Annotated in this window: 22 protein-coding genes; 7 read left to right on the top strand and 15 right to left on the bottom strand. The window is 34.1% G+C overall.

What is annotated here, in order from left to right:
• Window positions 1-17: 17 nt before the first annotated feature.
• Both ASD98_RS02150 and ASD98_RS02145 read left to right on the top strand, forming a co-directional pair.
• Window positions 18-3,458 carry a DUF6443 domain-containing protein gene (locus ASD98_RS02150; RefSeq protein WP_242412058.1) on the top strand — a complete coding sequence of 1,147 codons (3,441 nt, stop codon included), beginning with the start codon at window positions 18-20 and terminating at the stop codon, window positions 3,456-3,458.
• A gap of 229 nt (window positions 3,459-3,687) precedes the next feature.
• On the top strand, window positions 3,688-3,936 hold the full coding sequence (locus tag ASD98_RS02145; RefSeq protein WP_056199475.1) for a hypothetical protein: 249 nt from the start codon (window positions 3,688-3,690) through the stop codon (window positions 3,934-3,936).
• Window positions 3,937-5,376: 1,440 nt separating this feature from the next.
• Here ASD98_RS02145 and arsB read toward each other — a convergent pair.
• The 9 genes from arsB to ASD98_RS02100 all read right to left on the bottom strand — a co-directional run bounded on the left by arsB (window position 5,377) and on the right by ASD98_RS02100 (window position 11,433).
• Window positions 5,377-6,441, bottom strand: coding sequence for an ACR3 family arsenite efflux transporter (arsB, locus tag ASD98_RS02140; protein ID WP_056199472.1), 1,065 nt, complete (start codon window positions 6,439-6,441; stop codon window positions 5,377-5,379).
• Window positions 6,442-6,443: 2 nt separating this feature from the next.
• Window positions 6,444-7,058, bottom strand: a complete 615-nt coding sequence (locus ASD98_RS02135) for a low molecular weight phosphatase family protein (protein WP_056199469.1) — start codon at window positions 7,056-7,058, stop codon at window positions 6,444-6,446.
• Between the two features lie 46 nt (window positions 7,059-7,104).
• On the bottom strand, window positions 7,105-7,578 hold the full coding sequence (locus tag ASD98_RS02130) for a DUF6428 family protein (RefSeq protein ID WP_056199466.1): 474 nt from the start codon (window positions 7,576-7,578) through the stop codon (window positions 7,105-7,107).
• A 46-nt stretch (window positions 7,579-7,624) separates the two neighbouring features.
• Window positions 7,625-8,170, bottom strand: coding sequence for an N-acetyltransferase family protein (locus tag ASD98_RS02125; RefSeq protein ID WP_369814741.1), 546 nt, complete (start codon window positions 8,168-8,170; stop codon window positions 7,625-7,627).
• Entirely contained in the window at window positions 8,121-8,453 is a 333-nt protein-coding gene (locus ASD98_RS02120; protein WP_056199462.1) for a helix-turn-helix transcriptional regulator, read from the bottom strand. The genes ASD98_RS02125 and ASD98_RS02120 overlap by 50 nt, the downstream gene beginning before the upstream one ends.
• 179 nt (window positions 8,454-8,632) lie before the next feature.
• A complete protein-coding gene (locus ASD98_RS02115) occupies window positions 8,633-9,817 on the bottom strand; it encodes a DUF3570 domain-containing protein (RefSeq protein ID WP_056199459.1) in 1,185 nt (394 codons plus the stop codon).
• Between the two features lie 17 nt (window positions 9,818-9,834).
• On the bottom strand, window positions 9,835-10,068 hold the full coding sequence (locus ASD98_RS02110) for a DUF4266 domain-containing protein (RefSeq protein WP_056199456.1): 234 nt from the start codon (window positions 10,066-10,068) through the stop codon (window positions 9,835-9,837).
• Window positions 10,065-10,958 (bottom strand): FAD:protein FMN transferase, encoded by an 894-nt coding sequence (locus ASD98_RS02105; protein ID WP_056199454.1) that lies wholly within the window; start codon window positions 10,956-10,958, stop codon window positions 10,065-10,067. The genes ASD98_RS02110 and ASD98_RS02105 overlap by 4 nt, the downstream gene beginning before the upstream one ends.
• A 40-nt stretch (window positions 10,959-10,998) precedes the next feature.
• A complete protein-coding gene (locus ASD98_RS02100) occupies window positions 10,999-11,433 on the bottom strand; it encodes a thioredoxin family protein (RefSeq protein WP_056199451.1) in 435 nt (144 codons plus the stop codon).
• 319 nt (window positions 11,434-11,752) lie between these two features.
• On the opposite strand from ASD98_RS02100, the gene ASD98_RS02095 reads away from it, so the two are divergent.
• Genes ASD98_RS02095 through ASD98_RS02085 form a run of 3 tightly spaced genes read left to right on the top strand, consistent with a single transcriptional unit; the run spans window position 11,753 to window position 13,859 of the window.
• Entirely contained in the window at window positions 11,753-12,412 is a 660-nt protein-coding gene (locus tag ASD98_RS02095; RefSeq protein ID WP_056199447.1) for a BON domain-containing protein, read from the top strand.
• Window positions 12,413-12,438: 26 nt separating this feature from the next.
• Window positions 12,439-13,110 (top strand): BON domain-containing protein, encoded by a 672-nt coding sequence (locus ASD98_RS02090; protein ID WP_056199443.1) that lies wholly within the window; start codon window positions 12,439-12,441, stop codon window positions 13,108-13,110.
• 20 nt (window positions 13,111-13,130) lie between these two features.
• The gene (locus ASD98_RS02085; protein ID WP_056199440.1) at window positions 13,131-13,859 is read left to right on the top strand and encodes a TIGR00730 family Rossman fold protein; all 729 of its coding nucleotides are present in this window, start codon (window positions 13,131-13,133) and stop codon (window positions 13,857-13,859) included.
• A 74-nt stretch (window positions 13,860-13,933) separates the two neighbouring features.
• Here ASD98_RS02085 and ASD98_RS02080 read toward each other — a convergent pair whose 3' ends face one another.
• The 6 genes from ASD98_RS02080 to ASD98_RS02060 all read right to left on the bottom strand — a co-directional run bounded on the left by ASD98_RS02080 (window position 13,934) and on the right by ASD98_RS02060 (window position 17,829).
• Entirely contained in the window at window positions 13,934-14,413 is a 480-nt protein-coding gene (locus ASD98_RS02080) for a hypothetical protein (protein ID WP_128414766.1), read from the bottom strand.
• A gap of 371 nt (window positions 14,414-14,784) precedes the next feature.
• Window positions 14,785-15,615 (bottom strand): universal stress protein, encoded by an 831-nt coding sequence (locus ASD98_RS02075; RefSeq protein WP_056199434.1) that lies wholly within the window; start codon window positions 15,613-15,615, stop codon window positions 14,785-14,787.
• A gap of 67 nt (window positions 15,616-15,682) precedes the next feature.
• A complete protein-coding gene (locus ASD98_RS02070) occupies window positions 15,683-16,162 on the bottom strand; it encodes a hypothetical protein (protein WP_056199431.1) in 480 nt (159 codons plus the stop codon).
• A 27-nt stretch (window positions 16,163-16,189) separates the two neighbouring features.
• Complete coding sequence (locus tag ASD98_RS23925) at window positions 16,190-16,360, bottom strand: hypothetical protein (protein ID WP_157849131.1); 171 nt, start codon at window positions 16,358-16,360, stop codon at window positions 16,190-16,192.
• A 210-nt stretch (window positions 16,361-16,570) separates the two neighbouring features.
• Entirely contained in the window at window positions 16,571-17,239 is a 669-nt protein-coding gene (locus tag ASD98_RS02065) for a BON domain-containing protein (RefSeq protein ID WP_056199430.1), read from the bottom strand.
• A 62-nt stretch (window positions 17,240-17,301) separates the two neighbouring features.
• Window positions 17,302-17,829 carry a hypothetical protein gene (locus ASD98_RS02060; RefSeq protein WP_056199427.1) on the bottom strand — a complete coding sequence of 176 codons (528 nt, stop codon included), beginning with the start codon at window positions 17,827-17,829 and terminating at the stop codon, window positions 17,302-17,304.
• 258 nt (window positions 17,830-18,087) lie between these two features.
• Between ASD98_RS02060 and ASD98_RS02055 the strand changes: the two genes are divergently transcribed.
• Window positions 18,088-18,525 (top strand): OsmC family protein, encoded by a 438-nt coding sequence (locus tag ASD98_RS02055; RefSeq protein ID WP_056199424.1) that lies wholly within the window; start codon window positions 18,088-18,090, stop codon window positions 18,523-18,525.
• Window positions 18,526-18,623: 98 nt separating this feature from the next.
• Window positions 18,624-21,116, top strand: a complete 2,493-nt coding sequence (locus ASD98_RS02050) for a cation-translocating P-type ATPase (RefSeq protein WP_056199663.1) — start codon at window positions 18,624-18,626, stop codon at window positions 21,114-21,116.
• Window positions 21,117-21,121: the final 5 nt, after the last annotated feature.

Raw genomic sequence — 21,121 nt, 5'->3', positions numbered from 1 at the left:
TAAAACATTCAAAAGAGATGAAAAAATATATAATAATTATAGTTTTGTTATTGTTTGCAAGTTCTGGTACTATACAAGCTCAGAATTTTAGCGATGATAACTTTGTTTATACCTCGACGCCCAAAAAAGCGGTTCAGTCGGCCAATTACGGTACATTAACAAAAGATGAAGTGACTCAAAATGTTACCTATTTTGATGGATTAGGCAGACCAATCCAGGCAACAGCAATAAATCAGGGAGGAAATGGCTCAGATATCATAACTCCTATTGAGTACGATAACTATGGAAGACAAATTAGAGAATATCTACCTTACTGGCTTTCAAATAGTACGTTGAATTATCCCAGAATTGGAATTACCTCTTCTTTGGCCTCACTTAACGGACTTTATAATACTGCAAAATATGACAATACCACTAATCCATTTTCGGAGAAAAGCATTGAGTCATCTCCGTTAAACAGAGTATTAAAACAAGCAGCCCCTGGTACTTCATGGGCAATGAACAATGGTCATGAAATTAAATCTGATTACCAGACTAATGCGACAAACGAAGTAAAACTATATAGAGCCACAACAAATTGGGATGCTGCCTTAGGATTGTATACTATTGCTTTTGTAGATGCAGGGTATTATGGAGCAAATGAATTGCAAAAAAATGTAACCTACGATGAGAACTCTGCCGCTAATCCTGCAGAGAGTGCAGGATCAACAATAGAATTTAAAAACAAAGATGGAAAGATAGTATTAAAGAGAACCTATGATAGCGGAGTGAAACACGATACCTATTATGTATATGATACATATGGAAATCTAATCTATGTACTACCACCAAAAGCAGAAGGAACTATTACTGTTGATATTTTGAATAATTTATGTTATCAATACAAATATGATGTACGTAACAGACTTGTAGAGAAAAAACTGCCGGGTAAACAATGGGAGTTTATTGTTTACGACAAATTAGACAGAGTAGTGGCTTCCGGGCCTGCTAATTCTCCTTTTTCAGATATTACATCTGCAGGATGGATGGTAACTAAATATGATGTATTAAACCGTCCGGTAATTACAGCTTGGATGTCAGGCAGTGTTACAAATGCTGATAGAAAAACATTGCAGGATACCCAGAATGCATTAACGACAAACCTTAGTGAAACCAAAATCGCTGCGGCAGTCAATACTACTATAAACGGTGTGGCTTTTCGTTACAATAATAATGCCTGGCCAAGCTCAGGATATCATGTATTAACGGTTAATTATTATGATGATTATAATTATCCTAATGCACCAACAATTCCCGCTTCTGTAGAGACGCAGTCCGTTTATTACAATACAACTGTAAAACCAAAAGAGCTGGCGACAGGTTCCTGGATACGTATTTTAGAAACCAGTACGTTATATAAAAATGAGCTTTCGTACACTTTGTATGATGGAAAAGCGAAACCTATTCGGACTTATACCCAAAACCATTTGGGAGGTTATACTTATACCGATAGTAAGCTTGATCCCTTTTCAGGAGAATTGCAGTACAGTATTACCCGACATAAAAGGCTGAGTACAGATACAGAGCTTATGACCAAAGATGTTTTTACTTATTCAGCTCAAAATCGTCTGCTTACACAGACTAATCAAATAAATGGAGGTGCTGTTGAATTAATTGTGAGCAATACTTATGATGAGTTAGGACAGTTGATTTCTAAAAAAGTAGGGAATACTGCAGCTGTACCAACGCAAAATATAAATTTTGCTTATAACATTCGCGGATGGCTTACAGGAATCAACGATGTTACTGCCTTGACAAAAGCAGGAGACCCTAAAGATCTTTTTGCCTTTAAGCTAAATTATAACACTGCAGCTACAGCTGGTGTAAGTGCTTTATATAATGGAAATATTGCAGAAACCTATTGGACTAGTAACAATTCTGAAACGACACTAAGAGGTTACGGATATGTATATGATAAACTGAATCGTTTAAAAACAGGAATCTTTAAACAAAACGGAATTGTAAATAATTTTTATGACGAAACTTTAACTTACGATAAAAATGGAAATATCATGTCATTAATGCGTAATGGTGATCCAGCAGGAGTTAAGCAGATCGATAATTTAGTTTACAGTTATGGTGCCGGTAATAGCTTGAACCAGCTTACAAAAGTTGTCGATAATGCTACAACTTATAAAGCAGGCGGTTTTGTAGACAGCGCAGCAAATACAGTTGATGATTATGCTTATGATGCCAATGGTAATATGATTAAAGACAATAATAAAAATATCACGGTTATTACCTATAATCATTTAAACCTGCCAGCTAAAATAACTTTTACTGCAACAGGGAACATTGTATATCTTTACAATGCAGCGGGGCAGAAAGTACAAAAGATTGTAATTGAAACAGCAAAACCTGCTGTAACAACAGATTATCTGGGAGGTTATCAATATGATAATGCTGCATTGAAGTTTTTTCCAACGACCGAAGGTTATGTTGAACCAGTATCAGGATCTTATAAATATGTATACCAATACAAAGATCATTTAGGTAATATTCGTTTGAGTTATGATAAAACGCTTGCCATTAAAGAAGAAAGTAATTTTTATCCTTTTGGTTTAAAACAAGAAGGTTATAATACTGTTAAAACAGGTGTAGAAAATAAGTATAAGTACAATGGGAAAGAACTTCAAGACGAGCTGGGGCTTAACTTTTACGACTATGGAGCAAGAAATTATGATCCTGTAATTGGTCGTTGGATGAATATTGACCCTTTGGCGGAAAAGATGAGAAGATTTAGTCCATATAATTATGCTTTTGATAATCCAATTTACTTTATCGATCCAGATGGAATGGCTCCTAATGATTGGATAAATTGGACGGGTGCTAATGGTCAACAACATATAACTTACGATAATGATGTTAAAACTAAAGAACAGGCAGAAGCAAAAGGGTACGGAAATGTAAAACAAGTTTTTGCTAATGGAACTGCTCATACAGGCGATTACAGTACGATGGTGGATTTTGCTCCGGATGGAAATTTTGTTGTAAATAATGGTGAAAAAATGAATGTTGATGATACCAGTGTAACTACCGATAACGGTACTTTTATCTCTAAAAATAAAGGTGTTATAGATACAGTAGGTGATATTGTACCTGGTGCAATGCAAAATCTTGGTGATGGAATGACTGCATTAGCAGTTCCAGTAGCTGCTACCGGAATTGGAGCACCTTTAGCGGCAGGTATGGCAGAAGTTGGAGGAATTATTTCAGTTGTTGGTACAGGTGGAGAACTAGTAAATGATGCCTTTGAAGGCAATTTAACCTTTGAGAAAGTCTTAACAAAAGCAGTTATTGAAACAGCTTCTAGGAAAATAGGAGGATCAAGTGTTTTTGGACCAACAGAACAAATCGTTAATGATAACCTTTTCAACGGAATAGATAAGCTCGGAGATGAAATTAGAGATAAAAAATAAAACATATGATGTACATATATTACATTATCGGTATAGCATTTATAATTTACACTTTAGTAGATTTTAAGAAAAAACCAAATGATAATGCATTTAATAGATACTATAATTCTAAGTATTATCGGATTATTATTCTGGTTGCATTTGGTATATTAGCATTAATTATATCTTTTTTTGCTAAAAGACAATAAATCAATATTTAAATAATACTAAAAATGAAGAAATTAAAGTTATGAGTCATAATTGCATTTTGTATTTTAACAAATCTATTAATGCACAACAAGATGGAAAAGCTATTAAAATTGAAAATGCGATTGATGCTATGGGAGGAAAATCTTTTTTAAAAAGTATAAGCACTCTATATTGTAACTCTGAAACGCAAATGGATGGGCGAGCTGTTAATTGGATTACAAAAGAGATGATACCTAATAAGGAAAGTCTTGAAATCATATATCAGGATCGTACAGTTTATAAATCTTGATATGATGAAAATTAGGTTATCAATTGTCTGACGGAAAGAAGGTTCTTGCTAATCAAGATCAATTTAAAGATAAAGAATTAAAAAAAAATATTTTTAATGAATAGGATTATGTAGATACTTCCCTTTATAAATTATAATATGTTTCGATAGAGGATGTTGAATCAAGAAAATGTAATAAAATAAAAGCCAGATTAATAAATGGTAAAATTACATATCTATATTCCCCCACGCTGGCGCGAGCGTCCCGCCTGTGAAAGTAGCAAATAACACATATTATTCTTGGAATAAAATTGAATTAGAAATTCAACTTGCTAACCTTCAAAATCAGTTTATTATTTTTGGGGGTTAAATATGTCTTGCTGTCCCAGTTTAGTCGAGTAGTAGAACCTTTAACATAATCCATAGATTCAAAGCTATAGTTTTAAAGTTTAAGAAAATTGGAGGTAACAGGTTTTAAAAGTTTCGAACCTAAACTTCTTAGAGACTTATTTTGTTAGAATTTTAATTATTTAAAATACCTTGTGCCATGATTTTTGCCACAAGATTTAGACTGGTGAAATATTTCTAAAAAATTGCCTTAAGTTTTTGGGCATTTTTATAAACATTTAAAACTGTCTTAAAAAGAAAAAACCTGCGAATCCTAGGATTTGCAGGTTTTATCACTTTTTTATGGGTTTTGAAAAGATTGAAAAAGTGACCTTTTACTTCTTTTACCCTTTCCGTGGGGAGAGCAGGATTCGAACTTTATCGCTGAAGTCCTGTCTATACTAGGTTTTATAAAATGTCTTTGCCCAAAGTGCACCGATTCTGCACCCAAATTCAAATTTTTTCTACTTTAATATTAAATCATTCACGAAATTTTAAATACTAACGAATTAAAGGGAAATAATATTATCCTTTTTTTGTAGTACAAATATATTAAAAATATGTGATTCTAAACTCCTTTAATCAATCGTTTAAAAATCCCAAGTAACATTGATCTGAATTTTATGAAGTACGAAAGAAGTCTCATTTTAATGTCAAAATTTATAATAATTGATTTCTACAGTCAATCTTAACTTTTAATTGCAAAAAAGGTACCAACTTAAAGAGTTATGCGCCACGATTCTGCCACAAAACTTCCACTTTGAAATATTTCCAAAAAACCGCCTTTTTGTGGCATAAAAGGTATTCATTCCAAAACTACTGGGCCACGATTCTGCCACGGAATTTTAGTGTTTTTGAAAATGTTGAATGTTTAACTAGTTTAAAATGAGTATCATAATTCGTTATTGTTTGAAAAGAAAAAATATAGTTTTATATTAAATAATAGAAAAAAACTGTATCATTAAAAAGAATTGAAGAAAAATATAAACTAAATTTTTATGGTAAAAAAAGGTCTTAAAGTATTTATTAGATTAGTTACAAATTTTCTAAATTAATTGCATGTTGGTCCTTAGGTTATTTTGCAAAGTATTTCTTCTTCAACCAGAAAGCAACGTTAACCAGTGCAATAAGCGCCGGTACTTCTACCAATGGCCCGATAACTCCTGCAAATGCCTGACCGCTGTTTATTCCAAACACACCAATTGCCACTGCAATGGCAAGTTCGAAATTGTTTCCTGTGGCGGTAAAAGCTATTGCAGCTGCTTTTGAATAGTCAGCACCGAAATATTTTCCAACAAAGAAGCTGATGATAAACATGATGGTAAAGTATATTACCAATGGAACTGCGATACGAACAACATCCATAGGAATCTGGACAATAAGCTCCCCTTTAAGGCTGAACATCACTATGATGGTAAAAAGCAATGATATAAGGGTAATAGGAGAAATAAATGGTACATATTTAGTTTCAAACCATTCGGTTCCTTTAATTGCAATTAGAGCATAACGGCTTATGATTCCAAGAGCAAAAGGAATTCCTAAATATATACCAACACTCTCAGCAATCTGGCCAATGCTTATGTTAACTTCAAATCCATTATAACCAAAGTAGGGAGGAAGAACAGTTATGAAAATATATGCATATACACTGTAAAGCAGAACCTGAAAAATGCTATTAAGTGCAATAAGGCCTGCAGCATATTCCCTGTTTCCATCTGCCAGATCATTCCAAACCACAACCATTGCAATACATCGAGCCAGACCTATCAGAACGACACCGATCATATATTCAGGATAGCCATTTAAAAAAAGCAAAGCTAGTAAAAACATTAAAATTGGTCCAACAACCCAATTTAAAAATAAAGAAGCTCCCAGGATTTTTGTGTTTCTAAAAACCTGTCCCATTTGCTCGTATTTCACTTTGGCAAGCGGCGGGTACATCATAAGAATAAGTCCAATAGCCAAAGGAATATTAGTTGTCCCGCTTGAGAATGAATTGATGAAGTTACCGCTGGACGGAATAAAATATCCTATTGCCACGCCAAGGGCCATGGCAAGGAAAATCCAGAGTGTTAAAAACCGATCCAGAAAACCTAATTTTTTGCGTCCTGCGGCAGGCGCACAGTTATTTACTGACATTTTTATTGTTTGATTTGTGAGAATACATAAAACATTTCAGTCCCAATCTGAAGGCTTCGCTCCAGATAAACTTCTTTTTGCTGCGGCGTACCGTCTGATACCTTTGGGTCTTCAAAAGTAATTGGTACGCGCTTTTCGGCACCTGCAATAAAAGGACAGCCTCCATCAGCCTGTGAACAGGTCATTATAGCAGCAAATTCACTTTCGGGATTAAAATCATCGTCATAGGTTTTAGAAAAACCGATAACAGGGAGTTCATTTGCTGAAAATTTTATGGAATAGACAGGATTCTGGCCTTCTGAAATAGTTTTAACTTTAAATCCAGAGTCTTGCAGAGATTGAGCTACCATCGGAAATAGGGCAGTAGCTTCAGTACCGCCTGAGTAACACGATACATTCTGCACATTATATTGTGCAGCAGCAGTCTGTGCCCAGACCTGAGACAAGTGGCTTCTTCTGGAATTATGCGTACAGATAAGATTAAGTCTAATGGGCAGTTTGTTGTCGGCTTTTTTTTGGATATAATCCACTAAAGGCTGCAGGATAGTTTTACGTTCTTCTGAAATCTGATTAAAATCAAATGAGCTCGTGGTATTTTTTATTTCAGTAAATAACATAGTTTTTGTTTGGTATTTATAATAGGTGTTTAATTGTTATTAAAAATTAGCAGCAACCTGATCCGGGTGCACATGAATTTGCACTATCAGTATTTAACTGAGATAATTGTACTCTTGATTTATCTGACTGTATTCCGCATTGTTCCTGAGCTAAACATGCAGTCTGTTTATTTAAAAGAATAAAGTTTTTGCCATTAAAATCAAGATCATATTTACCAATTGTTGTATCCTGATATTCAACTTCAATTTCATGATCTTCAATACCTAAAACCTTTTCTGAAAGTTCAATAATATGAATCAGTTTTTGGGGTTTAAGCCTGTGTTCATAATCATTGGCATCCCAAAGCTGAAAATTTACAACTGTTTCTTTTCGTACTGTTCCGCCGCAGTCAATAAAGTTTTTAGTAATCAGGCCCACTTCTGTTACATGGAAATATTCCGGAACAAAATTTCCGTTTGGCAGTTCAAAATTTACAGCCTCAACTGTTTTTAACACTTCTTTAATTTCTGAAAGTTTCATAATTTTTTATGTTTAGTTAAACTAATTTGTGATTCTATAATGACTGTTAAATGATTAGGGGACTTCTTCTTTCAAGGAGGGCGGTATCTCTCCAGATACCATTTTGTTTTCCAATTTTTTCCCTTATCCCAAGTATCCTGAATCCTGCTTTTTCGTGAATGCGAAGACTTGCGGTATTCTCAGGAAAGATTCCTGCCTGAAGTGTCCAGATGCCTTCTGCTTCACTTTGCTTCACAAGCTCATTTAAAAGAATTAGACCAATTCCTTTTCCTGAATGTGCGGGATCAACATATACACTTACTTCTCCAACTCCTGCATAAACACATCGGGAAGAGACAGGGGTAAGAGCTGCCCAGCCGATTATATGACGATCATTTTCCACCACAATTCTGCAGGATTTAAGATGTGAATTGTCCCAGTACTCCCATGAAGGAGTGCTGGTTTGAAAAGTAGCGTTGCCAGTGTCTATTCCTTTTTGGTAGATTAATTCTACCTGCTGCCAGTCTTCAGGTGTAAGTTTTCTAATTTCCATATCTTGTAGATTAACAGCATTCATTTCTCTTTTTAGCAAGATGATTTGATATATGCTCAAAGAACCCTTTTATCTTTTGCAGTCCAGGTTCATTGATACAGTAGCAGATAGAATTTCCTTCAATACTTCCTTTGATTAAGCCGGCATTTTTTAATTCTTTAAGATGCTGTGAAACCGTAGGCTGTGAAAGAGGAAGTTCATTTACAATATCTCCGCAGATGCATGCATCTACTTTTAATAAATATTCCATAATAGCAATACGCGCAGGATGGCCTAGTGCCTTGGCTAAAACTGCCAGTTCATTCTGGCTGTCTGTAAAGTGATCTGTTTTTGTTGCTCCCATTGTTTTATGTTTATATTGCAATATTACGATAATACATTTAATAAGCAAAAAATATCTGCTAAATTTTAATATTTTTTATAAATGTTTCGCTACCTATAATCTTATAATAAAATAAAACCCCCTTAAAACACAAGGCTTTAGGGGGGGGGTAAGTTAGAACTGTTTGTAAATATTAGAAATTATTTATACTTAATATTAATGCTAATAATATCCGAAATCATATTTGTAGTTCTGGTATAATGACCGTAACGTATCTCCAGGGTATTCCAGTGCTTAAGACCAAAAATTCCATTAAGGGGAGTGAATTTCATTCCCATTCCAAAGAAACTGCTGTCAAATTTCGATAAATCATAGTTGCTGGTGTAGTATTCATCAGCTGCAGTATGTTCCCCGTATGGTTTAAAATATTTCGTTCCTGTCTGGGTGTAATATCTGTAAAATGGACTCACTGAAAATGCCTGTGTTAATTTCACAGGAATTTCAAGATCAGCAGTATGTGCTTTTAAGCTCCAGTCATCCGTATAATATCTGTAATAGGCGCGAATAATTACATTATCTCCGAAAAAATAACTGGCTCTGATTCCCAGTGGAATTTTAAGTCTGGTATCGGGCATTTTTTCCTGATGAACAGTGCCGTCTGCAAAATAAACCCTGTGAAAAGGAAGGCTTAAATATCCGTTTTGGCTGATAACATCACCTATAAGCATTACCTGAAGATTTTTGTTTACAACCTGAGAATAACTTAAAGTTCCTGCAAAAGTATTTCGGTTGGCACTGTCATATCCTTCGCTTCCGGGCGGACGAAGTTCAACAGGTTCAATTAGTTTTAACTGATCGATAAAGGTTTGAAACTTAGCCGTAAATTCTCCATTTCTGTCTGTTGTTTTTTGTGAGAAGCTAATATTACCTCCAAAAGACTGATAGTCAAATTCAGTTGATGATGAAACACCAATTCCCAATGTTCTTCCTTTTTCTTCATTTTCTCTGAAGTAAGTTAGTGATGGATAAAAGCGATTGTCTGCACTTGATGCTGATGAATTGGCACTCAAATCAATCATATCTGAAGAGGCAGATGTATAATGGTCAATTCCTGCTTCGATGTCAAAAGTGTGCTTGATTCCGGTTTGGCCATATTTTACCAATTTAACGTCTATAGTAGTTGCTATATCAGTTAAATGTTCCGTTCCAATTCCTCCGGTAACGGCAGAATTATTTCCATCCTGACTGTAGTAACTTGATACTAAATTTACTTCTTCAAGTTTTAATTTTTTGCTTTTATAACTGGTAGAATCAGCAGGGATATTTTGTGCTCTTAACTGAAAAAGTGCCAATAAAGCAAATCCTGTAATGAATATTCTTTTCATTTTTGATCGTATGAAAATTAGTTACAACCGCAGCCACCACCGCTTTTTCCTGCGTTTGCTCCGGAAGCTCCTTCTCGGTAGGATTGAAAACTGAGTTCTGTCTTTTCTATTTTTCTATTAGAAAGCACCATTTCAGAATCGTTGATTTTTCCTTTCTGATATTCCTTTACCGAAGTGCAGGAAGAGAACGATATGCCGATAAAAGCAATGCTGCAGAATAGTACGAGATTTTTTTGCTTTGGCTTTTTCATTTTAGGTTAATGTTTTTTGAAGTGTAAATTTTGTTGTTGTCATCAATTATAATACAGTATAGATCCGGAATCTGGTCAATTAGAAACAGTCCGGCTTTAATTCCCATAACCGCTATTGGAGTGGCCATTGCATCAGCAAATTCAGCGTTTGAAGCGATAATGGTCACGCTTTTTATTCCGGTTATTGGCAGCCCAGTTTTTGGATCAATGGTATGCGAATATTTTTTTCCGTTGATTGTGATAAACTTTTCGTAATTTCCTGAAGTAGCCACTGCCTTGTTGGATATTTCCATATAAGAGAATGCTGCATTTGGAGAATTAGGATCAGCCACTCCAATAGTCCATTTAGTACCATTTGGCTGTAATCCCCAGGCTGAAAGATCGCCACTTGCATTAATAATGCCACTTTGAACATTGTTTTTTAATAACAGCTGTTTTGCCATTTCTGCCGCATATCCTTTTCCGATACCTCCAAAACCAATCCGCATTCCTTTTTCTTTTAAAAATACCGTTGTGTTTTCTTTGTCAAGAATAATATTTCGGTAATCAATAAGGTGGATCATTTTTTTTGCTGTCTGAGGGTCAGGAAGACTGGTCATTGTTTTGTCAAAATTCCACAGACTTTTATCAAGACTTCCATACGAAATATCAAAGGCACCTTGTGTAATTTTCGAAATTCCTGTAGCTCTTTCAATAAGATTAAAAACCTCCGGATCTACTTTGACAGGCTGAATTCCTGCATTTTGATTTATCAGATTGGTTTGACTGTCCTCTTTATAAGTAGTGAACAGTTTTTCGATCCTTCTGATTTCTTCAATGGCAAGATTGATATTCTCATTTCCTGTTTTCTCATTTCCTGCTACAACTGTAATAGTAAAGTTGTTTCCCATGAGTTTTAGGGATTGCGAATATTTTTGATTTTTTAATATGTTACTTTTTGCTATCACAGATTGCTTTTATTTCTGCAGTCCATTGCTCGGGTGTAGTTTCAGGTTTGCCGTGCCAGGTTTTGATAACTTTTCCGTCGGCATCCAGAAGAAGGGTAAGAGGAAAACTTCCTTCTTTGTTATAAATTTCGGCTAAATCTTCATTACGTTTTACTTGTTCTGGTGTACCAATATTTTTCTTCTTTCTAGGAAAATCAGCATTTACCAATACTAAATTTGAGTTCGCCATATCACTAAATACCTTGCTCTCTAAATAATCCCTGCGAAGAACAATACATGGACCACACCAATCTGATCCGGAAAAATTGAGCAGAATCAGTTCGTGTTTTTCCTTTGCAATTTTTTTTGCATTGTTAAAGTCAGGTTCCCAATTTATAGGAAGTACTGTCAATAAAAGAAACAAGGTAATTAGTTTCATTTTAATATTTGTTTTTAAGGTCTTTACGAAATAACGAATTGTTGTATATCTTATTTTTTTTATTTGCTTAAGATTAGATTAATTTTTACTGGACGAGAAAACAAATCTTTTTAAGGTGTTCAATTCATTTTTAATATTGTCTTACTTCTTCGGGTAAATGTATTAAATCTCTTATTTACGTATAATGACTTACATCACTTTTGAGATTGATGGGGATCATTTGTTTTCCAATCTGCTTTTTTGAATTTTACCTAACTATAAAAAAGGATAATGCTTTGTTTATTATCATTCAAAGCTATAATTTTTAAATTTTTTTGCCATGAAAAAAAATAATGATGTTTTACTTAAAGAAGTAAAAGAAGCGATCAAATGGGAGCCTATTTTAAATTCTAACGACATAGATGTTAGCGTTAATGATGGTATTGTAACCCTTGGAGGTACGGTAGATAATTATACGCAGAAAAAAGAGGCGGAGCAAACTGTTAAAAATATTGCTGGTGTAAAAGCAGTTGTCGACGATGTAAAAGTTGATCTGTATTTTTCAGCAATTAAAAGTGATACCGATATAGCTGCATCAGTTGTTAAGGTATTGCGTGAAAACTGGGCCGTTCCTGACCATCTGCTCAAAGTAACAGTAGAGAATGGATGGGTAACACTTGAAGGGATTTTGCACTGGAATTTTCAAAGAAAAGCAGCAGAGAATGCTATTCGTTATTTAGAAGGTGTTAGGGGAGTAATTGATAAAATAAAAATTGAGGCCGAAATAAAAAATGAAGTAGAAAAGGAGTTCGTTGAAAAAGCACTTCGTCGCAGCTGGTTGCTTGATATTGATAATATACGAGTTAGAGTCGATAATAAGACTATTACTCTCAGTGGTATTGTGAGTTCACTATTTCAGAAAGAGGAAGCAGAAAAAATTGCATGGAATACACCTGGTGTATGGTATGTAGATAATGAGCTTTTAGTCGAATTTGATTGATTTATGCAAACCTTAAATAAAAAAATATGAAAAGTAATGATATTTTGCAAAGAGAAATTCAGGAAGCGCTCAAATTCGAGCCTTTGCTGCATGCAGCCGAGATTGGAGTTATTGTAAAAGAAGGTGTAGTTACCTTAACAGGAAATGTTGACATGCTTGTTAAAAAAACAGAAGTCCTGCATGCTGCAAAAAAAATTAAAGGTGTGGCAGCAATTGTAGATGAAATTCAGGTTATACTTGAAAAAACTTCCTATACCACTGATCAGGAAATTGCAACTCAAATTGTCACAAAATTGAAAGAGAATCAGGTCGTTCCGCAAAATACGGTTGGTATCATTGTAGAAAAAGGCTGTGTAACTGCAGAAGGTATTTTACCATGGAATTTTCAAAGAGAGCTCGCTCTGGAATTAATTAGAAACCAGAAGGGAGTAAGGGAAGTCACCAATAACATTAAACTTAAAAGAGAAGTATATGATGAGGTAGAGAAAGAATTACTGGAAAAGGCATTACAAAGACATTGGGCGTTTGATACAGATGAGATCGATGTTGAGGTTGCTGGTGCAACTGTACAGTTATCTGGAATCGTTGGGTCAATTTTTCAAAAAGAGGAAGCTGAAAGGATTGCGTATAAAACGCCGGGAGTAATCAAAGTTATCAATCATTTAAAAGTGAACCTTGAACAGCCTTATTTGTGTTAAATAATTAATCGATTGAAATTATGACAGAGCAAGAAACTCAAAGTGATAAGTCAGAAATTAAGTTTTTAGAAGGGCCACAGTCGAGATTTGCTGAACTGAAATTTATAATTATTATTTTATGGGAACTGATAAAATCCTTTCGTAAACTCTATTACATTGGTCCTTGTATCACTTTTTTTGGATCTTCCCGTTTTAAGGAAGATCACGTTTATTATGAATTTACCAAAAGGGCTGCAGGTGAATTTGCGAAACTTGGTTTTACAATAATGACAGGCGGAGGACCAGGTCTTATGGAAGCCGCTAATCGCGGAGCAAAAGAAGTGGGTGGGAAGACTGTTGGTTGTAATATTAAACTGCCGGTTGATCAAATGCCTAATTCTTATCTCGATAAATGGGTAGAGACAAAACATTTTTTTATTCGTAAAATACTTTTGGTAAAATATTCTTTTGCCTTTGTAGTTATGCCTGGAGGTTTTGGAACATTAGATGAATATTTTGAAGCGCTTACACTTATACAGACAGGCAAGATTAAAAACTTTCCAATAATACTTTTCAATACACAATACCATAAAGCGCTTATTGAGCATATTAATCTCATGAAAAGTGAGGGAACCATTAATGATGCTGATTCGAAATTATTCATGATAACAGATGATATTGAACAGGCAAGGCTTTTTATAATTGAGCATAGCATTAAAAATTATGGATTAAAAGCAAAATTTCAGCCTACGCCCAGTCAATGGATTTAAGGTTTTAACTTTTCATTTTACATTTGTAATTTAAAAGTTTTAGTCTTTTGAAATCTTTTTTAAGCCGAATAGCTCTATTCTTTCTGTTTATGACCATTATAAATTATATTATTGCTAAGCATATCCTGTATAATTAGTTTTCCATACGCATGCGCAAGACTATTGGTGTTTAAGGGATTAAAAGATTGTGTCTGTACGGAATATTCTAATTTTTGATCTGGCATTGTAAAAAAATTACTTTCCCAAAAATAATAGGTATCATTGACATAATATCCTTCCTGGTAGATTTTAGTGTAAATAGCGTTATAGTAAATAGAGAAGTCATTATCATTATATGGGTCTGTCAAATCATACATACTTTTTAGAGCATAGTATTTTTCTTTTTGTTTATTAAGCAATACAATCGTTAAAACGGCAGCTATATCATCTTGCTCTAATTGTTTTATGATCTCTTTTTCATCTTTTCCTTTAAATGCTTCAATGCCATAAAGTTCAATAGATGGAACGGCATCATAACCAAGATTGCAAAGATCGTCAGCAAGATGATTTTCCATTTGCCACTGAAGCGATTTATCTGATTCTTTTATCAATCCAACTACGACGATACGACCAGTTTTTACATTAAGCTTCTCAGAGGCCTGCCATGAACTAATTATACTTGAGCTAGAGCATTGAACTAAAAAAACAGACAATACTATAATGAACCATATACTTCTTTTCATTGTAATTGTTTTTTGATTACCCAAATTCTATAACAGTATGAGATTATGATTTCAACCTCGATTGAAAATAAAGAGGATTTTTAAAAGTAATATTCAAAGATTGTGAACCATTAAAGATACTACCGCTATTACGAAAAAGCAGGATTGTTTAATATATAAAGTGTTGGCAGGTTAAATCGTATATCTGATTTTCCTGCCAATTATTATTTTTTAAATACAAGCATCGGGGTTCTGGTATTAAAACCTTTTTCAGAAGTTTTAAGCGGTTGAAATAATTGCTCCAACCAGTTTCGGTTTTCTTTGGCAAACATGGTTATGATAGATGGTTTGATTGTCATAATATCAATCTGTAAGTGTCGTAATAGAGATACTTCCGGATTTAACTTTTTGAAATGAAAAGATACTTTGTCAGAATTAAATTTATGCTCTATTTTATTGAGTTTTTTGTTGACTTCTTCTTCCTCTGTAAAATAATCATAATGGTAAACAGCGATCGAAGCATCAAACGAGGATGCAAATTTTTTAATCAACGGCAGTTCAGTTTCTATTTTTTCTAAATCTGACGGGTATAAAATAGTACTTAATTTTTTTATTCTGTAATGTCTTGGAACAACCAGAAGTGGGATCGGAGAGTCATGCAAGATTCTGGTCGTATGACTTCCTAATAGCTTATTTACAAGACCGCCGCCTCTTGTACTCATACAGATATAATCGGCTTTAATTCTTTTGGCACAATTTAGAATGGCTTCGCTTACATCAAGTTTATTTTCCGCAATATAGGTTGTTTTATCTGGCTGTTTGTTGGTTTGTCTGTAGAGTGTATGTACAAATTTTATAAGAGCTTGCTCCTGTTTTTTGTTATCTGGCTCCGGAAGACCTACAAAAGTAACAGCTGAAAAGGGATCAATAATAAATGACGTATTTACATATAGAAATGTAAGTTCATAACCTATTTGAGATGCCAGCTGAATAGCAAAACGTACAGCTACTTTGGAGCTATGAGATAAGTCGGTTGTAACAAGTATTTTTTTCATGCTTTCTAGATTTTTGATCGGGTACGAAGCCCTAATTGTTTTAATTAATGACAAATTCAGTTTATTATTATTTTGAGGCAAACTTCATTTCATTAACATAAAGATTCATTTTTTTCCAGTGTTTGTGATCGATTGTCGCGGTATCAATATCAGTAGTCCAGTCAAATCCGGGAAATAATTTTAACCTGTTTACAACGCGTTTTTTATATCCGAATGAAAAGCGATCACCACGCATTTGAAATTCTATGGTTTTATTATCATTGGTCAAATTCTTGTATAAAATTGTTTGTGTTTTCCAGTCACCACCCCAAGTAAGGAAGGATTTAATAAAACATAAAACTCCAACAATAATGAATGCCAGTAACTGTGATCTTGATCTTTTTAATTTTCCAAATAACTGGCTTGCTATAAATACAAAAGTAAAAGCTGCAATAAAAAGGATGACAAAATGAAGTATTGAATTATTGATATAAAAAGAAGTATAACGATTTACTAACGTAAGTGCCGTCGTTATGAAAAACAGAACATACAGTATTGTAGTTTTCATATTTTAAAATATTTACAGGATAAAATGTCAAAATTTATCTAAGTCATTTACTTCAGATTCTTCTTCATACAGATTTGAAGGTGTATTTAAATCTTTTTCATATTGTTTGCGGTCTTTATTATTTTGTATAAAGATGTAAATCATCACAATTAAAATGACGATGCTCATAAATGTTAATATGATCCAGCTTGGTTCCATGATATTGCTATTTAAGAGTTAGTTTTTTTTGGTTTCGTCTTATGTTACTAATCAGAATTATAGCAGTGATTGCTGTAATTGCCATTAACGTTATTATTGTTTTCATAATTTTTAATTTTAAAAATAATTTTTAGGAAAAACTATCAAAAAAATCTCTTTATGCATTTTAAAAACTGGAATAAAAGGGAGAACTTCATCTCCCTTTTAAAGTTATTCTGATATGGCATACTTATGTTCCACAACAAGCTGATTACTGACGGACCAGATTCCCGGAGTTTTCCAAACTATTTTTTCTGCAAGATCTTTTTGAAAAAGTGAAGAAACAGCTCCTGTCAATGTCACGGTTGTACCATCGACTTTAACGAATATGTTCTCAGAGTGCAGTGTCCAGTTGCTTTCTAAGGCTTTTACAATATTTTTTTTCTCAATTTCATCCTGTATTTCAGATTTTATTTTGATACGGTTAGTTACGCCTTTCACACCTGTAAGATGGCCGACGGATTTATTGGCGGCTTCTTTTTGATAATTCCAGATTACCTGACCCTCAAGGGTGACCCAGCCTTTTTCAACTTTAATCTGAATCTTTTCCTGAGGTACATTCCAATTATCTGTTAGAGCTTTTAATACATCGTTGGCAATATCTTCATCAGACTTGGTATTGCTGGAATATTTGATTTCAATTTCTTCAACAACTGCTTTGACGCCATCAACATTTTTGGCGGCATTTTCAGCTTCAATTTTTTTATAATAGGCGTCTACAGTTCCCATTAGGGTTACTACACCATCTTTTGCAGTTACACCAATTTCTGCGGCATGCAGCTGTGGTTCCCATTTAATGGCGTCTTGAACATCTCTTTGTAATTCTTCATTTGTTTTCATATCATTTTCATTTAGATAGTTAATAGTAATAGTAGCTTTATTTTAAATTTTAGTTTTTAATGTTAAAGGTCAAAAGCTTCGTTTTCTAATAAAGTTTGGTTTTCTTTTTCTTGTATTGAATTTTGTTTGGGAACATGAGTATCGAGTATAGTTCTCATAATTTCAATGTTGGCATTTGTTTCCTGAGCGAATAGCACATATTTGCGGGCTTTCACTTCGGTGCTATATTTTATGGTTTTGTCTTTTGAAAATCCCATACCGATAAGCGGAAGCGTAGCACCCAGAAGTATAGCTATACAGGCATATATTATGGGGATTCTAAAGTATGGAAAACTTGCCATAACGTTGAAAATGAAAAGCATTCCAAATATTAACCCACAAAGACCTATAGCAAATAATCCGGTAGTGCTCCATTTTTCCATTTTGTCGTAAATGTTAAAGTATCCAAGAATATTTTGTTCTATATAGCAATCTTTACCAATTAGTGAAAGTTTTGTAATGTCGTAACCACTTTTTTTTAGTTTTTTGATTGCATCTTCAGCCTGCTGCTGTGTTTTATAATTTGCTACAAATAATTGTTGATTTTCCATGGCTATCTTTTTTTGGGTTAGTATAAGATTTTATTAGGTTTTTAGAAATTAGAAGCTTGTGCAACTCTTAAATCTAAAATTTACCGTTAATTCCTTTTGCTATGTAAAATTGCATTAAAGCACAAAGAATAAAAATGATCTGAATCATTTGTAATAATGACTTTTAGCACTTCTGTTTTTAGTTTTTAATTTAGTGCCAGATAAAAGATATGTTGGATATCATTTATTACTAATGAAGAACTAACTAATTTAGTTATTATGAAAACTTCACAGGAATATCAGGTAGATTTGGAATGTCAGCTAAATGGAACTGCAAAAGTAAGTGCCGTTATCTTTAATAATGATATAGAAGTATCATCTTATTCCTGTTTAAAAAATCTCGATGAAAATGCGTGGTCAGCAGAACATCTATTTCTCGCCGCCGTAGAAAGTTCTTATATGACTGCATTTTTTAATACAGCCAAACACAAAGGAATCAAGTTTAAAAAGTTCAAAAGTAGCGCCCGTGCAGCTATACTACTATCAGATGAATTTTCAGAGATAACTGATATTGTACTAAGACCTATGGCCGTTATTGAGGAAAGCAAAATGATCAACAAAACATTGAAAATTTTCTCAATTTGTAAAGAACATTGTTTGGTTTTAAAGGCCTTAAATGTACGACTGCACATCTTTCCATCGGTTAGTCTGGAATAAAAAAGCTATACTTTTCAATACTTGAAGCCGCTGTTTAAAGCAAAACTTATTTTGTATCTTTAAGATATTATACGGCGATGCTAATTTATGTACAAGCTATGAATAATAAGGAACAAGAATTACAGGGACTAAATATTGAAGAAGTACTTGACTTTAGAGCAAAATATGGAATCAATAAGTACAATTACAAAAAAGAGAACAGGTTCGTAGCTTTTCTAAAAAGCATCTTTGCAGAACCAATGATTCTTTTATTACTCGTTGCTGCCGGAATTTACTTTATCAATAGGCAATATAGCGACGCACTATTTCTTACAGTTTCAATTTTATTAATAGCGGCAATATCACTTTATCAGGAAAAGAGAAGCCAAAATGCTTTGGCAAAATTACAGGAATTCACAGAACCTTTGTGCAAAGTTATTCGTGAGGGTAAACAGCAAAATATTAAAACACAAGATATTGTTGTTAGTGACCTGGTAATTGTAGAGGAAGGGGGATTAGTCCCTGCTGACGGAGTTATCATGAGTTCAAATGATTTTTCGGTAAACGAATCGATACTTACCGGTGAATCGATGAGTGTTTTTAAAGATAAAGATAAAGAAGATAATAAAGTGTTTTCGGGAACTACTATTGTCAGTGGACTGGCTATTATTAAAGTAACAGAAATTGGCAACGAAACAAGGTTAGGTAAAATAGGAAGCAGCCTCGAAGCTATTGCCGAAGAAAAGACGCCTTTAGAACTTCAGATTGGAAATTTTATAAAAAAAATGGTTTTTGTTGGAGTTCTGGTTTTTATTCTGGTATGGGCTATCAATTATGCCAGAATGGGTAATGTTTTGGGAAGCCTTTTGGTAGCGCTTACTTTGGCCATGAGTATATTACCAGAAGAGATTCCGGTTGCGTTTACAACATTTATGGCATTGGGAGCACGCCGGTTAATGAAAATGGGCATTGTGGTCAAGCAAATGAAAACAGTTGAAACACTGGGCAGTGCGACTATTATTTGTACAGATAAAACGGGTACTATTACCCAGAATAAAATGGAGTTAGCGGGTCTTTATCTCCCATCAGGGCTTGAGGCAGACGTTACTACTTTTGAAGAAATAAAAGAAACGGAGGACCTTATAACAACGGCGATGTGGGCTAGTGAGCCCATACCTTTTGATCCTATGGAAATTGCTCTGCATAACACGTATAAAAAGTTTACAGCTAAAGATTTGACGACCAACTTTAAAATGATTCATGAATATCCATTATCAGGCAAGCCGCCAATGATGACCCATATTTTTGAAGATGCAGGAGGAAATCGTATTATCGCAGCAAAAGGTGCGCCTGAAGCAATTTTTGAAGTTTGCCATCTTACAAGTAATGAAAGAGAAGTTTTACAATTGGCTATGGATAAACTGACCGGAAAAGGCTACAGGGTTCTTGGTGTTGCCAAAGGAATTTTAGAAAGCAATAGCTATCCTAAAACACAGCAGGAAATTCCATTTGTATTTAAAGGCCTTGTTGCTTTCTATGATCCACCAAAGGATAATATTTCGCAGGTTCTAAAGTCTTTTTACGAAGCAGGAATAGGAGTGAAGATTATTACCGGAGATAATGCCCGCACAACAAATGCGATAGCGCAGCAAATCGGTTTCAAGGGATTTGATAAAGCGATTACAGGCGATGAGCTAATGAAGTTGAGTGATTCAGAATTACAAAGTAAAGTAATGGATATTAATTTGTTTAGTCGAATGTTTCCCGAAGCCAAACTAAGAATTGTCAACGCTCTCAAAGCAAATGGACAAATTGTAGCCATGACCGGTGACGGCGTAAATGACGGACCTTCACTTAAAGCAGCCCACATAGGTATTGCCATGGGGAAAAAAGGAACAGCTATAGCAAAAGATGCTGCTTCGTTGATTCTGGTGGAAGATGATCTTTCTAAAATGGTAGATGCAGTAGCAATGGGAAGGAGAATTTATACGAATCTAAAAAAGGCAATTCAGTACATTATATCAATACATATACCTATAATTCTGATCGTTTTTATTCCACTTGCTTTAGGATGGATTTACCCGAATATATTCAGTCCACTACATGTAATTCTGCTCGAACTTATTATGGGACCAACTTGTTCGATACTTTATGAGAATGAACCTACTGAAGCAGATACCATGCAAAGAGGGCCAAGAGCATTGACGGCTACTTTTTTTAAGACAAAAGAATTGATAACAAGTATTTTGCAGGGAATTGCTATTACTGTAGGAGTATTAGGCGTATATCAGTGGTCAGTATACAATCAATGGAATGAAGACAGCACGCGAAGTTTGGTTTTTTTGACTTTGATTACAGCCAATGTTGTACTCACATTGGTAAACCGATCTTTTTATTATTCATTATGGGTAACACTTCACTATAAAAATTTCATGGTTTCTCTTTTAATAGGCATTACAGTGCTTTTGGTTATACTACTATTCGCAGTGCCCTTTTTGCGTTCTTTATTTAATTTCGAAATACCTACCATTTTTCAACTTATTTTATGTGTTTTGGCAGGATCAGTCTCTGTATTATGGTTTGAGGTTCCAAAATATTTAAGAAGGAAATAAAAAAT

Source organism: Flavobacterium sp. Root186 (genome assembly GCF_001428525.1).
In the GTDB taxonomy this organism is placed as follows: Bacteria; Bacteroidota; Bacteroidia; order Flavobacteriales; family Flavobacteriaceae; genus Flavobacterium.
Note: the sequence above shows the minus strand (reverse complement) of the source record. Positions and strands in the feature narration are given on the sequence as shown.